The 18,157-nt window shown below is 63.7% G+C and carries 18 protein-coding genes; 5 read left to right on the forward strand and 13 right to left on the reverse strand.

What is annotated here, in order from left to right:
- Nucleotides 1–163: 163 nt before the first annotated feature.
- The 3 genes from BTHE68_RS28345 to BTHE68_RS28355 all read right to left on the reverse strand — a co-directional run bounded on the left by BTHE68_RS28345 (nt 164) and on the right by BTHE68_RS28355 (nt 3,218).
- A complete protein-coding gene (locus BTHE68_RS28345; RefSeq protein ID WP_162069613.1) occupies nt 164–1,090 on the reverse strand; it encodes a 2-hydroxyacid dehydrogenase in 927 nt (308 codons plus the stop codon).
- Between the two features lie 5 nt (nt 1,091–1,095).
- Complete coding sequence (locus BTHE68_RS28350; protein ID WP_232078119.1) at nt 1,096–1,950, reverse strand: GNAT family N-acetyltransferase; 855 nt, start codon at nt 1,948–1,950, stop codon at nt 1,096–1,098.
- A 74-nt stretch (nt 1,951–2,024) separates the two neighbouring features.
- The gene (locus BTHE68_RS28355; RefSeq protein WP_162069615.1) at nt 2,025–3,218 is read right to left on the reverse strand and encodes a YbfB/YjiJ family MFS transporter; all 1,194 of its coding nucleotides are present in this window, start codon (nt 3,216–3,218) and stop codon (nt 2,025–2,027) included.
- A gap of 97 nt (nt 3,219–3,315) precedes the next feature.
- Here BTHE68_RS28355 and BTHE68_RS28360 point away from each other — a divergent pair, with 97 nt between their 5' ends.
- Complete coding sequence (locus tag BTHE68_RS28360; protein ID WP_162069616.1) at nt 3,316–4,188, forward strand: LysR substrate-binding domain-containing protein; 873 nt, start codon at nt 3,316–3,318, stop codon at nt 4,186–4,188.
- Nucleotides 4,189–4,198: 10 nt separating this feature from the next.
- Here the strand turns inward: BTHE68_RS28360 and BTHE68_RS28365 are convergent, their stop codons facing one another.
- From BTHE68_RS28365 to BTHE68_RS28380, 4 genes are all read right to left on the reverse strand, one after another.
- Complete coding sequence (locus BTHE68_RS28365) at nt 4,199–5,029, reverse strand: tetratricopeptide repeat protein (RefSeq protein ID WP_162069617.1); 831 nt, start codon at nt 5,027–5,029, stop codon at nt 4,199–4,201.
- A gap of 8 nt (nt 5,030–5,037) precedes the next feature.
- A complete protein-coding gene (gene ku, locus BTHE68_RS28370) occupies nt 5,038–5,961 on the reverse strand; it encodes a non-homologous end joining protein Ku (RefSeq protein ID WP_162069618.1) in 924 nt (307 codons plus the stop codon).
- 66 nt (nt 5,962–6,027) lie between these two features.
- The gene (locus BTHE68_RS28375) at nt 6,028–6,648 is read right to left on the reverse strand and encodes an NUDIX hydrolase (protein ID WP_162069619.1); all 621 of its coding nucleotides are present in this window, start codon (nt 6,646–6,648) and stop codon (nt 6,028–6,030) included.
- 24 nt (nt 6,649–6,672) lie between these two features.
- Complete coding sequence (locus BTHE68_RS28380) at nt 6,673–7,236, reverse strand: PAS and helix-turn-helix domain-containing protein (protein ID WP_162069620.1); 564 nt, start codon at nt 7,234–7,236, stop codon at nt 6,673–6,675.
- A 90-nt stretch (nt 7,237–7,326) separates the two neighbouring features.
- Between BTHE68_RS28380 and BTHE68_RS28385 the strand changes: the two genes are divergently transcribed.
- Together BTHE68_RS28385 and BTHE68_RS28390 are read left to right on the forward strand one after the other, a co-directional pair.
- Nucleotides 7,327–8,295 carry a dipeptidase gene (locus tag BTHE68_RS28385; RefSeq protein WP_162069621.1) on the forward strand — a complete coding sequence of 323 codons (969 nt, stop codon included), beginning with the start codon at nt 7,327–7,329 and terminating at the stop codon, nt 8,293–8,295.
- A gap of 52 nt (nt 8,296–8,347) precedes the next feature.
- The gene (locus tag BTHE68_RS28390; RefSeq protein ID WP_162069622.1) at nt 8,348–9,685 is read left to right on the forward strand and encodes an MFS transporter; all 1,338 of its coding nucleotides are present in this window, start codon (nt 8,348–8,350) and stop codon (nt 9,683–9,685) included.
- Here BTHE68_RS28390 and BTHE68_RS28395 read toward each other — a convergent pair.
- Nucleotides 9,645–9,842 carry a hypothetical protein gene (locus BTHE68_RS28395; RefSeq protein ID WP_162069623.1) on the reverse strand — a complete coding sequence of 66 codons (198 nt, stop codon included), beginning with the start codon at nt 9,840–9,842 and terminating at the stop codon, nt 9,645–9,647. The genes BTHE68_RS28390 and BTHE68_RS28395 overlap by 41 nt on opposite strands.
- Before the next feature lie 205 nt (nt 9,843–10,047).
- Complete coding sequence (locus BTHE68_RS28400; RefSeq protein ID WP_162069624.1) at nt 10,048–12,345, reverse strand: sigma-54-dependent transcriptional regulator; 2,298 nt, start codon at nt 12,343–12,345, stop codon at nt 10,048–10,050.
- A gap of 235 nt (nt 12,346–12,580) precedes the next feature.
- On the opposite strand from BTHE68_RS28400, the gene BTHE68_RS28405 reads away from it, so the two are divergent.
- Nucleotides 12,581–13,216, forward strand: coding sequence for a TetR/AcrR family transcriptional regulator (locus BTHE68_RS28405; protein WP_162069625.1), 636 nt, complete (start codon nt 12,581–12,583; stop codon nt 13,214–13,216).
- A 70-nt stretch (nt 13,217–13,286) separates the two neighbouring features.
- Here BTHE68_RS28405 and ttdB read toward each other — a convergent pair whose 3' ends face one another.
- From ttdB to BTHE68_RS28420, 3 genes are read right to left on the reverse strand one after another with little or no spacing between them, the layout of a single operon-like run.
- The gene (gene ttdB / locus BTHE68_RS28410; protein WP_162069626.1) at nt 13,287–13,895 is read right to left on the reverse strand and encodes a L(+)-tartrate dehydratase subunit beta; all 609 of its coding nucleotides are present in this window, start codon (nt 13,893–13,895) and stop codon (nt 13,287–13,289) included.
- Nucleotides 13,892–14,791 (reverse strand): L(+)-tartrate dehydratase subunit alpha, encoded by a 900-nt coding sequence (gene ttdA / locus BTHE68_RS28415; RefSeq protein WP_061177926.1) that lies wholly within the window; start codon nt 14,789–14,791, stop codon nt 13,892–13,894. The genes ttdB and ttdA overlap by 4 nt, the downstream gene beginning before the upstream one ends.
- A 57-nt stretch (nt 14,792–14,848) precedes the next feature.
- Nucleotides 14,849–16,150: an MFS transporter gene (locus BTHE68_RS28420; protein ID WP_162069627.1), complete on the reverse strand. Its 1,302-nt coding sequence runs from the start codon at nt 16,148–16,150 to the stop codon at nt 14,849–14,851.
- Between the two features lie 139 nt (nt 16,151–16,289).
- Here BTHE68_RS28420 and BTHE68_RS28425 point away from each other — a divergent pair, with 139 nt between their 5' ends.
- The gene (locus BTHE68_RS28425) at nt 16,290–17,213 is read left to right on the forward strand and encodes a LysR family transcriptional regulator (RefSeq protein WP_162069628.1); all 924 of its coding nucleotides are present in this window, start codon (nt 16,290–16,292) and stop codon (nt 17,211–17,213) included.
- 5 nt (nt 17,214–17,218) lie between these two features.
- On the opposite strand, the gene BTHE68_RS28430 is transcribed toward BTHE68_RS28425, so the two are convergent.
- The gene (locus BTHE68_RS28430) at nt 17,219–18,130 is read right to left on the reverse strand and encodes a LysR family transcriptional regulator (RefSeq protein ID WP_162069729.1); all 912 of its coding nucleotides are present in this window, start codon (nt 18,128–18,130) and stop codon (nt 17,219–17,221) included.
- Between the last annotated feature and the right edge of the window lie 27 nt (nt 18,131–18,157).

An 18,157-nucleotide genomic window follows, 5' to 3' on the forward strand; every position in this document is an offset into this window, starting at 1 on the left:
GATGCGGCTCTCTCTTCGCGATAGGGGCGGAATGGCTCTTGACCGTTTCATACTATCGGCAGAGCTGTATCGCGCGCATCGCCAAAAAAATCGCCAAAAAGCAAATTCGCGGCGTTTTGCACGGCGCGCGCAGCATTTTGTGCTGCGCGCGCCGTGCGACGGTTCAATAGCCGCGCGTGCGGTCGATTTCGCCGGTCATCCGCTCGCCCGCGCGATGGCGGCGCAGGTTGTCCAGCACGCGGTCGACTGCCGTTTCAGGGCGCGTCGCGCTCGCGATATGCGGCGTCAGACGCACGCGCGGATGCGTCCAGAACGGATGCTCGACCGGCAAAGGCTCGGGATCGGTGACGTCGAGAATGGCGGCATGAAGCTGGCCGCTGTCGAGCGCATCGAGCAGATCCTGCTGGATCACGTGCGGTCCGCGCCCCACGTTGATGAACGACGCGCCTCGCGGCAGCGTATCGAACACGCGCTTGTCGATGAGACCGCGCGTCGCATCCGTGAGCGGCAGAAGGCACACGAGGATATCGGTGCGCGCGAGAAACGCATCGAGCGATTCGGCGCCCGCATGACATTCGACGCCTTCGATTTCGTGCGGCGAACGGCTCCAGCCCGCGCAATCGAAGCCGAACAGACGCAGCGTTTTCAGCACCGCCGTGCCGAGCATGCCGAGCCCGAGCACGCCGACGCGTCTCGTCGCAGCGGCGCGCACGGGCATCTCGCGCCACACGCGCTCGCGTTGCAACGCGGCGTAGTCAAAAAGGTCGCGATGAATGGTCAGCACCGACTGCGTCACATACTCGACCATGCCTTCGACGATGCCAGGCTCCGTCATCCGCACCACGGCGACATGCGGCGGCACGCCCGACAGATCGAACTGATCGATGCCCGCGCCGACCGAAAAGATCACTTCGAGATTGGGGAAGGTCTGCATGACATCGGCGGGCGGCTGCCATGCGGCGAGATAGCGCACGGCGGCGGGATCGCCGATATCGGGCCATAAACGGAACGGCACGTCCGGCGCTTTCTGCGCGAAGAGCTGCGCCCACTGCCTGCCGCGTTCGGGATCGGCCTTGTAGAGGATCGTCATGGCCGTCAACCCAGCGCCTGATTGATGATCGCGAATTGCGCGACGGATGCATCGCGCGGCGGCGTGCCGTTGCGAGCCATCCTGATGACCGTGTCGACGCGCTTGAGCCCGATGCTTTCGAGCCAGTCCGACAGACCGCTTTCGTGCGGGGTATCGATGCGCGTGAACTGGCCTTCGTGCTGCGCGAGCCAATGCGCGATGAGCGCCTGCGCGCGGCGCGTGTGCTCCTGATCGGCCGTGACCGATACGACCGGACCGATGGCAAGACCGCGCCCGAACTCACGGATGAGCGCGAAGCCGAGCGCTTGGCCATCGCGTTCGAGCACGACGCCGCGTGCGATTTTCAAAAGCGCGGGCAGCAGCGTGCTTCGATCGAATCCGCTTGCGCGCGATGCGAGCGCGACGAGTGTTTCGGTATCGCCGGGTTCCATCGCGCGAATGCGCTCGCCTTGCGTCAAGTCGATGCGCGGCACGTTGACATCCGCGGATTGATGCTGATGTATCGCGCCGATGCGCTCGAAGCCGAGCTTGGCGTAGAGCGGCTCGCCGGCGGGCGTTGCGTGCAGCACGGTGATGCGCTTGCCGAGCGATTCGAGCAGCAGCTCCATCAGCTTGCGGCCGATGCCCTTGCCCTGGCAATCCGGCGCGACGATCACCATGCCGAGCGATCCGCCATCGTCGCCATGATTCCAGTACAGCGCGGTGCCGACGACGCGCTCGCCGTCCTGCGCGATAAAGCCTGCGCCGGCATCGAGCACGAAGCGCCAGTCATCGGCGCGATGCGGCCATTTGACCTCGACCGACAGCGCGTGCGCGGCAGCGATATCGTCTGCGGTGAAAGGGCGGTAGAGAAGGGACACGGCATGCTCCACGTCAGAGGATGCGCGTTACTTTGTCATGCAGCCGCCAGCGCGGCTAGGACGATCCTGCTGCGTCAGGCGCGCGCGCTTCGCCTCCCGAGCCAGACCAGTCCGGCCGCGCCCAGTCCCAGCGCCGCCACCGCGATCCATAACGCGATGGAGAACGATCCCGTATGCGCGGCGATCGGCGCCGCGACCAGCGGTCCGACGATCTGTCCGAGGCCGTATGCGGCCGTCGCGTAGCCCATCAGTCCGGCTGCGGCATCGCCGCGCAGACGGCGCGCCTCGCGCATCGCGAACAAGGTGATGGCGGTGAAGGGCAAGCCCAGCAACAGGCTGCCGATGCCGAAGCCGAGCGCGCTCGGGAACACGATGCCGAGGCCTATCCCCAATGCCTGAATGAGATAGCACGCGGCCAGCAGCAAGCGGTTATCCCACGACAGCGGCAGCCGCGCGCCGATCAGCGCGCCCGCCATCAGCGCCAGTCCGAACGCCGGCCAGAACAGGTCGGGCCACGGCGAGCCCGGCAACGCCTGTCGCGCGATCACGGGCAGGAAGGTCGCCGTGATGATGTAGCCGAATCCCGCGAGACTGTAGAAACCGACGAGGCCGACCGAATCGGCGCGCGTCGACGCGGGCGGCGTGTGATCGGCGACACGCGCGTGACCACGCATCGCCGAGGTCGGATGCGCGAACGCCTGCCACACGATCGCCCCCGCCACGCCAGAGCAGACCGCGAACCCGATCCACACCGATGGCGCGGGCACGTCGAATGCCGCCGCTGCTGCACCCAGCAGGCCGGTCGCGACGATGCCGACGCCGGGCCCCGCGTAGATCACGCCGCCCAGGCCGTGCGCGTCGAGTTCCGCGAGCCGTCGCAGGCCCCATTGCGACGCGAACACGAACGCCCACGCGCTGACGACGCCCGCCGCGAAGCGTATCGCGGCCCACAGCCAGAAGACGTGGACGAGGCCCATCGCGAGCGTCAGCACGATGGTCGACGCGAGCGCGAGACGCACCATGCGCACGTGGTCGATGCGGATCGCCGCGCACGACAGCGCGCCGATCAGATAGCCCGCGTAATTGGCCGACGCGAGCCAGCCGCCGTGACGGATATCGAGCGCGCCGCTCGTCAGCATCAGCGGCAGCAGCGGCGTGAACGCGAAGCGCCCGACGCCGAGCGCCACCGCGAGCACGACGGCGCACGCGAGCGCGGCGTATCGCGCGGGATGAGCGGGCAACGACGAAGCGTGGGCGGGCGAGGCCATGGGTCGATCTTCGAATGCAGGAATAGCTCGATCCTAGCTTGACCGAATCATCTTGAAAAATGAATAATCGGGATGTCATCAATCTCCAGGGAAGATCATGGATCTCGCAGCGTTGACCATTTTCCGGGCCGTCGTGCGCGAAAACGGCGTGACGCGGGCGGCGCTCAAACTCAATCGCGTGCAGTCCAACGTGACGACGCGCATCCGTCAGCTCGAAGAAACGCTCGGCACGGACCTTTTTATTCGCGACGGCCGCCGGCTCGTGCTGACGCCTGCCGGAGAGACGCTGCTGCCGTACGCGGAACGTCTGCTCGCGCTGGCCGAGGAGGCGCGTCACGCGGTCAGCGAGAATCGTCCGCATGGGCGTCTGCGGCTCGGGACGATGGAAAGCACCGCCGCGAGCCGCCTGCCGCGCGTGCTGGCGACCTACCATCAGCGCTGGCCGGAGGTGACGCTCGAACTGGCGACGGGCGTGACGCGCGCGCTCATCGACAGCGTTCGCACGTTCGAAGTCGACGCGGCGGTGATGGCGCGCCCGATCGAGCCCGAGGCGCTGCCGGCGGAGCAGTTCGAATCCGTACCGGTGTTCGAGGAGGAACTGGCGCTGGTCACGCCGCGCGGACGGCATCCGGCGGCCATGGCGAGCGAAGCGACGGGGCTGACGCTGGTGGCGTTCGAGCGCGGCTGCGCATACCGCTCGTATGCGATGCGCTGGTACGAGCAGCGCAAGATCAGGCCGGCGCGGGTGCTGGAACTCGGTTCGTATCACGCAATCGTGGCGTGCGTGGCGGCGGGGGCGGGCGTCGCGGTGGCGCCGCGCTCGGTGCTCGCACTCGCGCGACTCGACGATGAAGTCGATCTGCATCCGATGGGCGAACTCGGGCGCGTGGATACGCTGCTCGTCTGGCGCAAGGGGCATGCGTCGGCGGCGCTCGATGCGCTGCGCAGCCTGCTCGTCGATGGCGCGTGATGCGATCGCGTCAGCTGCTCAGCCTGCGATAGGCATTCAGATGACGAATCAGACCTTGCCGGTCGCCGCGCTTTTCCAGCAGGATCGCGAGGTTGTGATGCGCGTCGGCGTAATCGGCGTCGGCTTCCAGGCATCGCCGATAGCTTTGCAGCGCTTCCTCGACGCGGCCGAGCCCTTCGAGCGCGACGGCGCGATTGAAGTGGAGCACGGCGTCGGCGGGGAAGTGTGCGAGCGCGGTGTCGAAGACGAGCAGCGCATCGTCGCAGCGTCGTTCGTCTTCGCACAGCAATGCGCCGAGATCGACATACGCTCCGTAATACGGCTCGGGCGATAGTTCGATCGCGCGCCAGTAGGCTCGCTCCGCGCCCTTCGCGTCGGTTTTCATGAGCTGTCCGCCGAGGTCGTACCAGTCCCGCGCCTGGAGCGCGGCGGCGCTCTTGCGTTCCGGCGCGGCATCGAGCAGCACGACGTTGCCCTTCACTTCGGCGAGTTCGAAATCGAGCAATAACTGGCCGGTCACGGCGTCCCATTGCGATGGTCCGGTCTTCACGACGACCGAGCCGCCCTCGGCTGTGACGCGCAGACCCGAAAGCGGCAGCTCGTCCGGCAAGTCCGATTTCAATCGGGACAGCGCCTGGCTGATCTTGCGCGGCGCGACGTCGGCTTCGCGAAGGCGCAGCGCCGTGCGCAGCAGGACCACGTCCTGAAATGAAAAGCGCAGTTCATTGCGAGGTCCGCGTTCGGGTGTGACGAAACCCGCATCGATCAGGCCGGCGACGACCCGGCGCGTCACGCCCAGCATCGACACGAGTTTCGGCAACGACAGATCGTGCGCGACCATTCCCCTTGTCACTTGCGGGCACGCGTTCTGGCCGGCGCTTCGACCGGCACCTTCGGCGCGCGCGCGGCGGGCTTTCTGACTTTCGGCACGTCGATGACTTCTTCTGTTTGCGCGGCGGTCTTGCGCTTCGCTGGCGCGGCGGCCTTGGCTTTGCCGTTGGACTTGCCGAGGCTCGCGCGCAACGCGTCCATCAGATCGATGACTTCGCCGCCGCTCGCGGGTTCTTCGGCTTCGGGAGAAATGATTTCCTTGCCCTCGATCTTCCGGTCGATGGCGGCGAGGACGCGTTTCTTTTCCTCATCTTCGTAGGCGGACGCATCGTAGGCGTCCTCGGTGCCCTGTTCGATGATCTGGAGCGCGAGCTTCAGTTCCGCCGCCGAAACCGGCGCCTGTTCGATGTTCAGATCCTTGAGCGAGCGCACTTCATCGGCGAACAGCAGTTGCTGGAAGACCATGCCGTCTTCGGCGGGACGCACCTGCACGATTCTCGTCTTGCCCTTGTAGGACCATTTGGCGAGTGCGCATCGTCCGCTTTGCGCCAGGGCCTGTTGCAGCAGGCTGTATGGCTTGCCGCCGCGCTTGTCGGGCGCGATGAAATAGGCTTTGTCGTAGAAGATCGGATCGACCGATTTCTCGGGGACGAACGAGACGATTTCGACGACGTGGCTCGCGCCTTCCTCCAGCGCCTTGAGTTCATCGCCGGTGAAGACGACATAGCGGCCTTTCTCGAACTCGTAGCCCTTTTTCATGGACGAACGCTCGACGACCTCGCCTGTCGAGTCCGAGACGTACTGCTGCTTGACGCGCGCGCCATCGGGGGCGAGCAGATTGAAGCGGACGTCCGACGCGCTTTCCGTCGCGGAGTAGAGCTTGACGGGAATCGAGACGAGTCCGAAGGACAACGACAGTGAGGCGATCGAGCGGGCCGGCATGAGGTCCTCCTCGCGAAGCAATCGGCGAATCGCCACACAGATTACCACCGGTCGGGCGGTGGGGTCTCAGTCGAAGTCCACGGTGTTGCAATGTCGGAGTTCGTCCAGGCGCCGGATCTGCTCGGGCATGATCCGGCCGAGCGACAGCGCGGGAAGAGCATCGGGACTGAAGAATCCGACCGCATCGGTTTCCGTGCCGACCGTCGCGCCACTCTGACGAATCTCGCCGAGAAAAACGAGCTTCCAGATGTGAAAGACCGACGGCGGATGCGGATGCTTCGCCATGTCCCACGCGGCGAGCAGCCGCACGATCTGGACGGTATAGCCGCTTTCCTCGCGGACTTCCCTGGCCGCGTTTTCCGCCGGAGACGCTCCGACGTCGGCCCAGCCGCCGGGCAGGGACCACAAACCATCGGCGGCCTCGCGCACGAGCAGTATGTGTCCGGCTTCGTTGAACACGGCGCATCTGACGTCGAGCTTGGGATTGGCGTAGCCCGTTTCGAATGCGAATAGTTCGGCGAGATCGCCGGTTTCCATCGACGCGAGATCGGCGAGCTGCTCGTGGGCGATTGCCGCGATTTCTTCGTAGCGTTCCTTGTCGAACACGGCGGTGGTGTAGTGCAGGCCTGTCTGGGCGAGGGCGAGCAGGCGGCGGGCTTGATCGAGTCGTCGGTTTTCCGATGTCATGGCAGGTTCGATGGCGCGAAATTGTCAGGCGAGAAGTTGCTTGATCAACTCAGTGGTGGTTTTCACTTCGTATTTTCGCAAGAGACTTGCCCGATGGATGTCGACTGTGCGCGGGCTGATATCGAGTTCTCTTCCGATCTCCTTGCTCGTCATACCGTGCACGACCAGAGCAGCGACGTCGCGTTCGCGCTCGGTCAGCAGACTCGCGACGTCCGATTGCTTCTCCTGCTTCGAGAGATCCGTGAAAGTCCACAGAGCCAGCTCATAGGGGCGCTTCGGATTGAAGCCGAATCCGCATACCGTCACCCAGAAATGACTGCCGTCGATACGCCGCATGATGCGGTCGTCGCTGAACACCGCGCGTTTCGCGATCAATGGGGCGATCCGGCGACCCGTGCTCGCGAAATCCTTCTGCTCGGGATAGAGGACAGCGAACGATTGATTCACGATGTCGCTTCGTGTGGCCCGAAAGAGGGCGAGCGCCCTGTCGTTGCAGTCGACCATGATGCGCTCACGCGCAACGATGACCGCAGTCGGCAGCTTCAGGAAGACATCTTTGTAGTCGAGCGGCGGCGCTGGCGTGGACATTTACCTAGGTAACCGATACGTATAGACCTATGTAATTGACAAGCATACATTGCTCTCACACGGACAGCCAGTCGAAAAGAGGGAAGAGCAATGACACTGCACGAGCGTTGCATCGTGATGGACGGTCTCATCGTTTCCAGATGGGACCGATCGATCTTCGAGGACATGAGCCGCGGCGGACTGACGGCCGCGAACTGCACGGTATCCATCTGGGAGGACTTCCTTGGTACGGTCGACAACATCATCGAGATGAAGAAGCTGGTCGCGGCGAGCAGCGAACTGGTGACGCTTGCGCGGTCGGTGGACGACATTCGCGCCGCGAAGCGCTCAGGGAAGACGGCGATCATCCTCGGTTTCCAGAACAGTCATGCGTTCGAGGATCGCGTCGAGTATGTCGGAATCTTCAAGGAACTCGGCGTGGGAATCTCGCAACTCGCCTATAACACGCAAAACCTCATCGGCACGGGTTGTTATGAGCGTGACGGCGGGCTATCGGGCTTCGGACACGAGATCGTCGAGGAAATGAATCGTGTCGGCATTCTGGTCGACCTCTCGCACGTAGGGCCGAACACGTCGCGGGAAGCGATTCTGGCATCGAGAAAGCCGGTCTGCTATTCCCACTGTCTTCCATCCGGACTGAAAGAGCATCCGCGCAACAAGTCCGATGAGGAATTGCGTTTCATCGCCGACCACGGCGGATTCGTCGGTGTGACCATGTTCTCGCCATTCCTGAAAAACGGTCCGAATTCGACGATCGAAGACTACGTCGAGGCGATTCGATACGTGATCGATGTCGTGGGTGAGGATGCCGTAGGCATCGGAACCGATTTCACTCAGGGCTACGACAAAGGCTTCTACGACTGGATCAGCCACGACAAAGGCGCTTACCGGAAGCTGACCGACTTCGGAACGGTTTTGAATCCGCTCGGTTTGAGGACGATCGGCGAATTCCCGAACCTCACCCGCGCGATGCAATCCGCAGATATTCCGGAGCGTGTCATCGAGAAAGTGCTTGGCGAAAACTGGCTTCGCCTGCTGGGCGAAGTCTGGTCTGTGTGATTCACGCCAGGCCATCTGAAAACACCATAAGCCCGCAATGCAGGGAGAAGACATGTACAGAAAGATTCAGCCGCTCGCAAGCGATCTGATTGGCGACACATCGGAGGCGCAAGCTCAATCCCGGCTATACAGAAAAGTCGCGTGGCGGCTCATTCCGCTATTATTCATTTGCTATGTGGTGGCCTATCTCGACCGCATCAACGTCGGCTTTGCCAAACTGCAGATGCAGGAAGCGCTCGGTTTCAGCGACACGGTGTATGGACTGGGCGCGGGCATCTTCTTCATCGGATACTTTCTGTTCGAAGTGCCGAGCAACATGATTCTCGAACGCTTCGGCGCGAAGAAGACGATCGCGCGAATCATGATTTGCTGGGGCATCGTGGGATGTCTGATGGCACGCGTGTCGAGTCCCACCGAATTCTATGTTCTTCGATTTCTCCTCGGCGTGTTCGAAGCGGGTTTCTTTCCGGGCGTCGTCTACTACATCGGCTGCTGGTTCCCGGAGTCGAGGCGCGGTCACATGCTCGGCATTTTCATGACAGGCATCCCGATCGCCGGCCTCTTCGGCGGACCGGTGTCCGGCTGGGCGATGTCGAGTGTCAGCGGCCTCGGCATGGCTGGCTGGCAATGGCTCTACATCATCGAGGCGGCGCCGGCGGTGCTGCTCGGGATCGTCGCCATCGCCTATCTCGATGACAACGCGAAGAAAGCGAAGTGGCTCACCGCCGACGAGCGCGAACGGCTGAGCCATGCGTTAATGACCGAGTCGGAAAGGAATGTTTCCCGTGCCGACTCCAGCTTGCGTACGGCGATGACGAGCCCGCGGCTGTGCGTCATGGCGTTCGCCTATTTCGCCTTCATCTGCGGAACATACGCCGTGAGTTTCTGGCTGCCGACCGTGCTCAAGTCGAGCGGCGTCACGGATGTCGCGCGCATCGGCTGGTATTCCGCGATTCCATACGGGATCAGTGCAGCAGGCATGGTCTGGCTGTGCCGCAATTCGGACCGGACGATGGAACGGCGGTGGCACACGTCGCTCGCTGCCATGGCCGGTGCGCTCGCGCTTGCGTTGCTGCCTCATGCGCCCAAGGACGTATCGGTGACCATCGTCCTGCTCACCGTGGCCGCGACCGGCATCTTCGCCACGATGCCATTGTTCTGGTCGATCGCGACCGATTACTTCTCGGGGACTCCGTCGGCCGCGGTCGCGATCGCGTTCATTAACAGCCTCGGTCTGGTGGGCGGCTTCGCAAGTCCGTTCGCGATGGGCTGGCTCAAGACCGCGACGGGCTCACTCACGTCGGGCCTCTATCTCGTGACGGGCGTGCTCCTGCTGGGCGCACTGGTCCTTATCGCATGCGCGCCTCGAGCGCCGACAACACATCCTTGAGCCGGTCGATGCGCCGCGTGATCGGCGGCGTCATCGTCGGCGTTCTGAGCGCATCGATGCGCGCATGCCAGTACGTGAACGGAAACGTGCCGTCGGAAGCCTGCTGAACGATTCGTTCGAGATGCAGAAGATCTTTTTCGATGATGAATTGAAGCATGGTCCCAGACGAATGCGCGCATCCGAAGCGAATAGGTTTGAAGGTGGACCGAACGGCCCTCTCGACATCGCGTGGAAGGAAGCAATCGCTGTGCCAGAGACTGCGCGCAGTGCGGGACGCTACTCAATCGCAGCAACGAGATGAGCAAATGTGGACTGTCGCGTCCGCACCATCGAACCCATGTGGACGATTCCGTCCACATCGCTCACGTCCCGGTCATGCGCGAACACGCTTCCTGCCGAAGCTCGGCCAGCAGATCCATCGCTGCATTCACGCGGGGCGTGGCGCCGGGCGCGAGCGTGCGCAGTCCGCGCTCGAGCGTGTCGATGCTCTCGCCGATACGGCCCGTCGTACGCAGGAGCAAGGCGAGATGGCGCGCAGCGTCGATGCGTGCGGGCATCGAACCGAGCGCGAGCGCCGTCGATAGCGCGGTGCGCAATCCCGACTCCGCCGCGCTCAGATCGCCGAGCGCCCAGTGGGCGCGCGCCTGCGTGACGAGCAATTCGCCCATATAGACGCGCTCCTGACGCGCCAGCGTTTCCTCGATCGCATCGGCGATCATGACCTTGCAGGCTTCGGCGCGACCGGCGCGCAACAGCAGTTCGCCGTGCTGCCACGCCTTGAACGAGAAGAACAGGGCGCCGCCGTTGCCGACCATGTGGTTGTCGAAGCCATCGAGCATGACGGTCTCCGCTTCGTCGTAACGATCGAGCGATGTCAAATGGCACCCGCGCAGCACCTGTCCCACGCCCCGATAGAAAGCGAAGCCATGCGTGATCGATATGCCTTCGAGTTCGCTCGCGAGGCGGCCGAGCCGGTCCATGTCGTCGAACAGGCACGCGAGCCAGGCCGCGCCCTGCAGATTGACCGCGTGAGCAAACGCATGTCCTCCCGCCTCCGACACACGTTCGATCAGCATCGTCATGGCGTGACGCGCCTGATCGAAGGCGCCCGTATGAAAGGCCGAGAGCCCTTCGAGCGTCAGGGCCAGCGCCGCCAGATCGATGCCTTGCGAACCGGTGCGCGTATCGTGCCGCCCGATGCCCGCGAGATTGCCGCGCGTGAGGCAGGCGAGCGCCTCTTCGCTGTCGCCAAGCCAGAACAGCGTGTTGGTCAGCGCGACGTGGGCCTCATCGAGCGCGACGCGATCGCCGCTGTTCTGGGCACGCTGCAGCATGTCCTGCGCCGTCGCGCGCGCTGGCTTGAGTTGCAGCGTGGTGAGTTGCGTCGTCCAGATGCCGAACTGGATCATCGCGATTTCGCGCGCATCGCAGAGTCCTTCGCCGATGCCCAGCGCGGCCGCATAGCACGCGGTCGCTTCGGCGTGCAGCCAGCCATGCACGCTGCGCAGACTCATGCCGAGCAAACGGTAAGCGTCGAACTGAAGACGGCGCACATCGTCCTGATCGCCGTTTCCTTGCAGCGTGTTCAGACAACGGCGAAGCAGGGGAACGGCCTCCGCGAACCGCGAGTCCTCGATGAGCGCGTTCGCGCGCTCCAGATCGCCGCGTGCCTTCAGATGAAACTGCTCGCGCGCCTTCAGCCGCCGCTCGACCATCTTGCGCCCCACGCCCAGCAACGCCGCCGCAGCGCTCTTGTTGCCGCCGGTGCGTTCGAGCGCGCGGTCGACGAGCAGATCTTCGGCGGCCGCGAGCTTGTCCCGTCCCTCCAGTTGCAGCAGCATGTCCGCCAGACTCACGCGCGCGACCGGCTCGACCTTGTCGCTGGCGAGCAGCGGTGCGAGCGCTTCGACGTCGATGCGCGTGCTTTCCGCGAGCACGCTCAGGCGGCTGACGAGATTGCGCAACTGGCGAATGTGCCCCGGCCACGGATGCGCGCACAACTGCCTGAGCGCCGCCGCGGAGAACTCGAGCTTGCGCGGATGCTGCGCGGCGAAGTGGGCGATGAGCGCGGGAATGTCCTCGACACGCTGTTCGAGCCCGGGCACGGCCAGCACGAACACGGCAAGCCGATAATAAAGGTCTTCGCGAAAGCGGCCGTCGTTCGCCAGCTCGCGCAGATCGCGATGCGTCGCCGCGACGATTCGCCCTTCGAAGCGCAGATTCGTCGATGAGCCGACCGGCCGGAACGTGCGCGTCTCCAGCACGCGCAGCAGCTTCGGCTGCAATGCGAGCGGCAGTTCGCCGATTTCGTCGAGCAGCAGCGTGCCCTTGCCGACTTGCTGGAACAGGCCCTGGCGCGTCTCGCCGGCGCCGGTGAACGCGCCCTTGACGTGGCCGAACAGCTCGGCCTCGACAAGATGCTCGGGAATCGCGCCGCAGTTTACGTCGACGAAAGGCTGATCGCGCTGCAGACTGCCGGCGTGCACGCGGCGCGCGACCAGCTCCTTGCCGGAACCCGTCGGGCCGAAGATGAGCACGGCGTGATCGGTCGGCGCGATCCGGTCGATCGTGCGGACGAGTTGCTGAAACGCCGTCGAGTTGCCGATGAAACTGTCATCGGCCTCGGCGCGCGCGAACGGAACAATTTGACTACGACTCATGGCTGAGCGCTCCAGGTCGGTTATGCTCGGGAACGTCGTGTCGCAGTTAACGGCGTTTTCCCGCGATCCTTGAGCGCGCAGAGATCGTAGGCGGCTGTAGCTTCGCTAGCGTTTCATTTTCTCGTCGTCAAGGCGGCACATTCCGTATACCCGGGTCTATCCTCGGAGCCATGACGCTCGGCATAATGGGAGTGATTAAATGACCGTCGCAATTCCATCCGAAGCCGGCAAAGACATGAGCGAACAACGAGCAAAACGAGACCCCGAAGGTACGCGGCGGCGCATTCTGGAGGCCGCCACCGAGCAGTTCACGAAGCTCGGCCTCGCAGGGGCGCGGGTCGACGCCATCGCCACGGCGGCCGGCACGAACGAGCGCATGCTCTACTACTACTTCGCGAGCAAGGAAGGCCTGTACGTCGCGGTGCTCGAAGCCATGTACGCGCAGTTCGCGGAGCGGGAGGCGGGGCTTGATCTGTCCGGCCTGCAACCGGCCGACGCCATCCGCGAACTGGCGAAGTCCATCTGGACGCACTTGCGGGAAAATCCGGAGTGGCTGAGCCTCATCAATAACGAAAACCTGCACGAAGGGCGCTATCTGGAGCGTTCGAGCCACTTGCGCGAAACCATCTCGCCGGTGGTCGATCTGTTGCGCGTCACCCTCGAGCGGGGCATGTCGTCGGGACAGTTCCGGCAGGGCATCGATCCGCTGGACTTCTATGTGACGCTGGTCGGCATGGGGTATTACATCGTGTCCAACCGTTTCACTATTGATATTTTCACGGGGCGCAATTACGCCGAGCAGGAACATCAGGCGTCCATCGCGGCGATGCATCTCGACATGCTGCTGACGTATCTGCGCCCGGTTAGCTAACCCCGCGCGGGAAAACCCGAACCTGCTGTCGCGGCAGGCCAAAAAACGTTCTGGCCTGCCGCGACGCCGCTCAACGGATGAAGCCGAGTTCCCGGCTGATCCTGTCCAGAATGGGCTTTTTCTTCTCGTTGAACACAGCCTTGTTGTCCTGAATAAGGTTGTTGCCCTTGGTGTCGATGGAAATGATCAGCGGGCCGAACTCCCTGACCCGGTTGATCCACAGGGTTTCCGGCATGCCCAGATCCTGCCATTCCGCGCCTTCGATTTCCTCGACAAGCGTCGCCGCCAGTACCGCGCATCCGCCCGGAAAAATCGCGTGCACGGCCTTGTGTTCCATGCAGCCCGCAGCCGTCTCGGGCCCCATGCCGCCTTTGCCGACGATCAGCTTCACGCCGGTCTGCTCGATGAACTCGCGCTCGAACTTCTCCATCCGCATGCTGGTCGTGGGTCCGATGGAGACCATTTCGAAACTGCCGTCGTCCTTCTTCCGGACGATCGGTCCCGCGTGGAAGATCGCGCCGCCGTCGAGATCGACGGGAAGTTCCCGGCCTTGCTCGATCAGTCTGCGGTGCGCGACATCGCGACAGGTGACCAGCCGTCCGGTCAGATAGACGACGTCGCCGGCCTTCAGATCTTCGAGGTCTTCGCTTTTGATGGGGGTCGTCAGAACCTTTTTCACAGCACCACTCCTTCGTGGGAAAGCACTTCATAGGACAGGTCGGCGTTGATGCGGATCTTGCCGCGCCGGTGCGCCCAGCAACCCGTATTGACCGCGACGCCGATGGTCGAGGGATGCCGCGCCGACGATTCGATATTCACGCCCATCACGCTGTTGTTGCCCTTCAGGCCTTGCGGGCCGATGCCGATCTCGTTGAGCCCGTCCTCCAGCAATTCCTCCATCAGCGCGGCGCGCGGATTGTCGCTCTTCGAATCGACGGGGCGCAGGATCGCCAGCTTGGAGAGGCGCGCCGCGGTCTCGACCGACGTCGACACGCCGATGCCGACGAGCAGCGGCGGGCACGCGTTCACGCCGCGTTCCGTGATGACGTCCATGACGAATTCCGCGACGCCTTCGTAGCCTTGGCCCGGCATCAGCACCTTGGCCGCGCCGGGCAGCGTGCAGCCGCCGCCGGCCATATAGACGTCGATGGTGCAGCTATCCTTTTCCGGAACGATGCGCCAGTCGAGCCACGGAATCTGCGTGCCCGTGTTGGTGCCGGTGTTCTTCTCGTCGAAGGTTTCGACGGCGTTGTGGCGCAGCGGGCCCATGCGGGTCGCGCCCGCCGTGGCTTCGCGCAGGATTTCCTCCAGTTCGCCGAGCAGCGGAAAATTCGCGCCGGACTCGACGAAATACTGGATCACGCCCGTGTCCTGACAGCTCGGACGGTCGAGCTTGTCGGCGGCTTCCTGATTGCCGTGCATCGAGTCGTAGATCGACTTGGCGAGCGGATTCGTTTCCATCGTGCGCAATTCCGCGAGCTTGGCCTTCACGTCCTTCGGCAGACGCTTGCCGATATAGGCGGTGAATTTCGCCATGGTGTCCGTGACGGACTGAATGGCTGCTTCCTTTTCCATGTTGCATTCCTCTGACGACGTATGACGCATTGAGTTGGGGGACACGCGTTTCGTTTTTTAGTGCACGGCCGCGTTGCCGGGCGTGATGGGCGCTTTCTGCGAACGGGCCAGCATGAGCGTGAGCACGGCGGAGAGCACGAGCAGGCCCGCAACGAAGTAGAGTCCGCCGCTGAAGCTGCCCGTGCGGTCCTTCACCCAGCCGATCATCGCCGGGCCGACGAAGCCGCCGAGATTGCCGATCGAATTGATGGTGGCGATGCCGGTCGCCGCCGCCGCGCCGGACAGGAAGGTCGTCGGCATGGTCCACAGAGGCGGCTTCGCGCAACTGATGCCGATATTCACGAGCGTCAGCGCGGCGATCAGCCCGACGACGCTATTGGCGAGCGCCGCGATCACGAGACCGATCGTCGCCGCGACGCAGGCCAGCACGACGTGCCAGGTGCGCTCGCCGGTGCGGTCGGAGTGGCGCGACCAGAACACCATTGCGATCACCGAGATGACGGGCGGAATCGCGTTGAGCAGGCCGACTGTCATTGACGCAACGCCCAGTTGCTTGATGATCTGCGGCGCCCAGATGCCGAGCGTGTACAGGCCGGCCGACGTGCCGAAGTAGATCAGCGACAGCGCGAGGACACGCGGATTCGCGAGGCCGCTGATGATGCCGTGCTTGCCGCCGGTGGCCCGGTTGGCGGTTTCGGTGTTCATCACGTTGACGAGCCACGCGCGTTCGTCGTCCTTGAGCCACTTGGCCTTTTCGGGTTTGTCCGTCATGTAGAAGAACACGACGACCCCGAGAATGAGCGCGGGCACGGCTTCGAGAACGAACATCCACTGCCAGCCGCGCAGACCCATCACGCCGTTCATTTCGAGCAACGCGGCCGAAAGCGGCGAGCCGAGCGCGGTCGAGATCGGCGCGGCGGCCATGAAGAGCGCCACCACGCCCGCGCGGTGCCGCGCCGGGAACCAGTAGCTGAGATACAGGATGATGCCGGGGAAGAAGCCGGCTTCCGCCGCGCCGAGCAGAAAGCGCACGACGTAGAAGCTGGTCGGTCCCGTGACGAAGGCCATCGTCGCGGAAATGATGCCCCACGTGACCATCACGCGGGCAATCCACATGCGCGCGCCGACCTTGTGCAGGATGATGTTGGAGGGCACTTCGAACAGAAAGTAGCCCCAGAAGAAGATGCCGGCGCCGAAGCCGAGAATCGAGGCGGTGAAGCCCAGATCCGTTTTCATCGTGAGGGAAGCGAAGCCGATGTTGACCCGGTCGATGTAAGCGATGAAGTACAGCAGCATGATGAACGGCACGATGCGCCAGCTCACCTTGCGCAAGGTGCGTCTTTCCAGATCCTTGTCCATGGAATGTCTCCTTTTTCCGATGACCTATGGATGTCAGCCGTCTTGTGCGGCTTCGTTCTAGCCTGGAATGAAGGTTAAAACCGATGGAAACACGTATGAATCTATCTAAACTTAATTCATCATTGCAAAAAATTCACGAATGAGTATGGACTCGGAGTTGAGCTTCTTCTGCCTGCTGGTGAAGCAGGGCAGCCTCGCGTCGACGGCGCGGGAGCTGAATCTGACGCCGCCGGCGGTGTCGCGGCGGCTTTCGGCGCTGGAAGACCGCCTGGGCGTGCGCCTGCTGAACCGGACGACGCGGCGCATCAGCCTGACGAGCGAGGGCGAGGTCTATTTCGCCAATGCCCAGCGCATCCTGAGCGACATCGACGACATGGAACGGCTCGTGTCGAGCAGCCGCGCCGCGCCGAAAGGCCTGCTGCGGGTCAACGCGCCGCTGGGATTCGGGCGTTCCTACATCGGACCGGCGATTTCGGTGTTCAGTCAGGACTTTCCCGATGTCGAAGTGCAATTGCATCTCACCGACCGGCCCGTGAGCCTGCCGGATGACAGCATCGATGTGTCCGTGCGTTTCGGCGAGATGCCTGACTCGCGCCTGATAGCCAAAAAAATCGCGAACAATCGGCGTCTGCTGGTTTCTTCGCCCGGCTATTTGCGTGCTGCCGGCGCACCGGCTCATCCGCACGATCTGACGCAGCATCAGTGCATCGTGCTGCGGCAGAATGATGCCGCCTACGGCAACTGGCGATTGAGCCGCGGCGGGCGCACCGAGACCATCAAGGTGCACGGCAAGCTGAGCACGAACGACGGCGAAGTGGCGCTCAACTGGGCGCTCGAAGGCCACGGCATCCTGATGCGGGCCGAATGGGATATCGCCAAGTATCTTCGCAGCGGCCGGCTGGTGCAGGTTCTGACCGACTACGACACGCCGCCCGCCGATATCTACGCGGTCTATCCCGAGCGTCTCAATCTCTCCGCGAAGGTGGCGTGCTTCGTCGAGCATCTGCGCTCTTATCTGGGCCAGCATGCCGACGGCCCGTCGCCGGTCAGCTCCAACTGGTAGCGGACTTACTCGCTCTGGAGTTCGTGCGCGATGAAGTCGACGAACGCGCGAATCCGGTTCGACATCTGATGCCGCTGGGAATAGACCGCGAAGATATCGGCGTTCGGGGTTTCGTGATCGGGCAGCACGCGAACGAGCGAACCGTCTGCCAGATACGGCTTGAGGTCCCATTCGGCGCGCATCAGGATGCCGTGTCCTTCCAGCGCCCACTTCACCGCGATTTCACCGTCGTTGGTGGTGAGCGTGCCGTTGATCCGCACGGCCTCGGTCTTGCGCGACGTCCCACGGCCGGATGTCAGCCGCCACACGCCATACGCTTCGTCGCCCTGCCGGATGCCGATGCAGTTGTGCCGCGCGAGATCGTGCGCGGTGAGCGGCATGCCGCGCGACGCGATATAGGCCGGCGCCGCGCACAAGAGCCGGCGGTTGCCGGCCAGCCGCCTCGCGACCATGCGCGTATCGGGCGGCTCGCCGAAACGGATGCAGACATCGAAGGCATCGTCGGTGAGGGGCGGCGGCGTCACCGACAACTGAAGCTGCACCGACACCTGCGGATAGTGCGCAACGAACTTCGATATCACCGGCGCGACGTGGCTGCGCCCGAAGCCGAGCGTCGCGTTCACGCGCAGCAGGCCTTTCGGACTTTGCTTCGCGGAGCCGAGCATTTCCGACAGTTCATCGATCTCGTCGAGAATCCGGCGCGCATGTTCGAGATACAGTTCGCCTTCGGGCGTGAGCATCATCCGGCGCGTCGTGCGGTTGACGAGCGCCACGCCCGCGCGCGATTCCATCTGCGCGAGGCGCTTGCTGACGGCCGCCGCCGTGAGGCCCAGTTCCCGTGCCGCCGCGCTCAGGCTGCCAGCGGCGGACAGCGTCGAGAAGAAGCTCAGATCGGCCGGCTGGACGGTATCGGGCATCGTGGTCATTCGTGAATCGAAGTTGAC

Source organism: Burkholderia sp. THE68 (assembly GCF_009938265.1).
Lineage (GTDB): Bacteria > Pseudomonadota > Gammaproteobacteria > Burkholderiales > Burkholderiaceae > Caballeronia.

Coding starts and splice junctions, on each gene's coding strand:
- BTHE68_RS28360 (WP_162069616.1), top strand. CDS start 3,316: ATGGATCTCGCAGCGTTGACCATTTTCCGGGCCGTCGTGCGCGAAAAC.
- ku (WP_162069618.1), bottom strand. CDS start 5,961: ATGCCGGCCCGCTCGATCGCCTCACTGTCGTTGTCCTTCGGACTCGTC.
- BTHE68_RS28430 (WP_162069729.1), bottom strand. CDS start 18,130: ATGCCCGATACCGTCCAGCCGGCCGATCTGAGCTTCTTCTCGACGCTG.
- BTHE68_RS28400 (WP_162069624.1), bottom strand. CDS start 12,345: ATGAGTCGTAGTCAAATTGTTCCGTTCGCGCGCGCCGAGGCCGATGAC.
- BTHE68_RS28355 (WP_162069615.1), bottom strand. CDS start 3,218: ATGGCCTCGCCCGCCCACGCTTCGTCGTTGCCCGCTCATCCCGCGCGA.
- BTHE68_RS28380 (WP_162069620.1), bottom strand. CDS start 7,236: ATGTCCACGCCAGCGCCGCCGCTCGACTACAAAGATGTCTTCCTGAAG.
- BTHE68_RS28425 (WP_162069628.1), top strand. CDS start 16,290: ATGAGTATGGACTCGGAGTTGAGCTTCTTCTGCCTGCTGGTGAAGCAG.
- BTHE68_RS28385 (WP_162069621.1), top strand. CDS start 7,327: ATGACACTGCACGAGCGTTGCATCGTGATGGACGGTCTCATCGTTTCC.
- BTHE68_RS28395 (WP_162069623.1), bottom strand. CDS start 9,842: ATGCTTCAATTCATCATCGAAAAAGATCTTCTGCATCTCGAACGAATC.
- BTHE68_RS28365 (WP_162069617.1), bottom strand. CDS start 5,029: ATGGTCGCGCACGATCTGTCGTTGCCGAAACTCGTGTCGATGCTGGGC.
- BTHE68_RS28345 (WP_162069613.1), bottom strand. CDS start 1,090: ATGACGATCCTCTACAAGGCCGATCCCGAACGCGGCAGGCAGTGGGCG.
- BTHE68_RS28420 (WP_162069627.1), bottom strand. CDS start 16,150: ATGGACAAGGATCTGGAAAGACGCACCTTGCGCAAGGTGAGCTGGCGC.
- BTHE68_RS28375 (WP_162069619.1), bottom strand. CDS start 6,648: ATGACATCGGAAAACCGACGACTCGATCAAGCCCGCCGCCTGCTCGCC.
- BTHE68_RS28390 (WP_162069622.1), top strand. CDS start 8,348: ATGTACAGAAAGATTCAGCCGCTCGCAAGCGATCTGATTGGCGACACA.
- ttdA (WP_061177926.1), bottom strand. CDS start 14,791: ATGGAAAAGGAAGCAGCCATTCAGTCCGTCACGGACACCATGGCGAAA.
- BTHE68_RS28405 (WP_162069625.1), top strand. CDS start 12,581: ATGAGCGAACAACGAGCAAAACGAGACCCCGAAGGTACGCGGCGGCGC.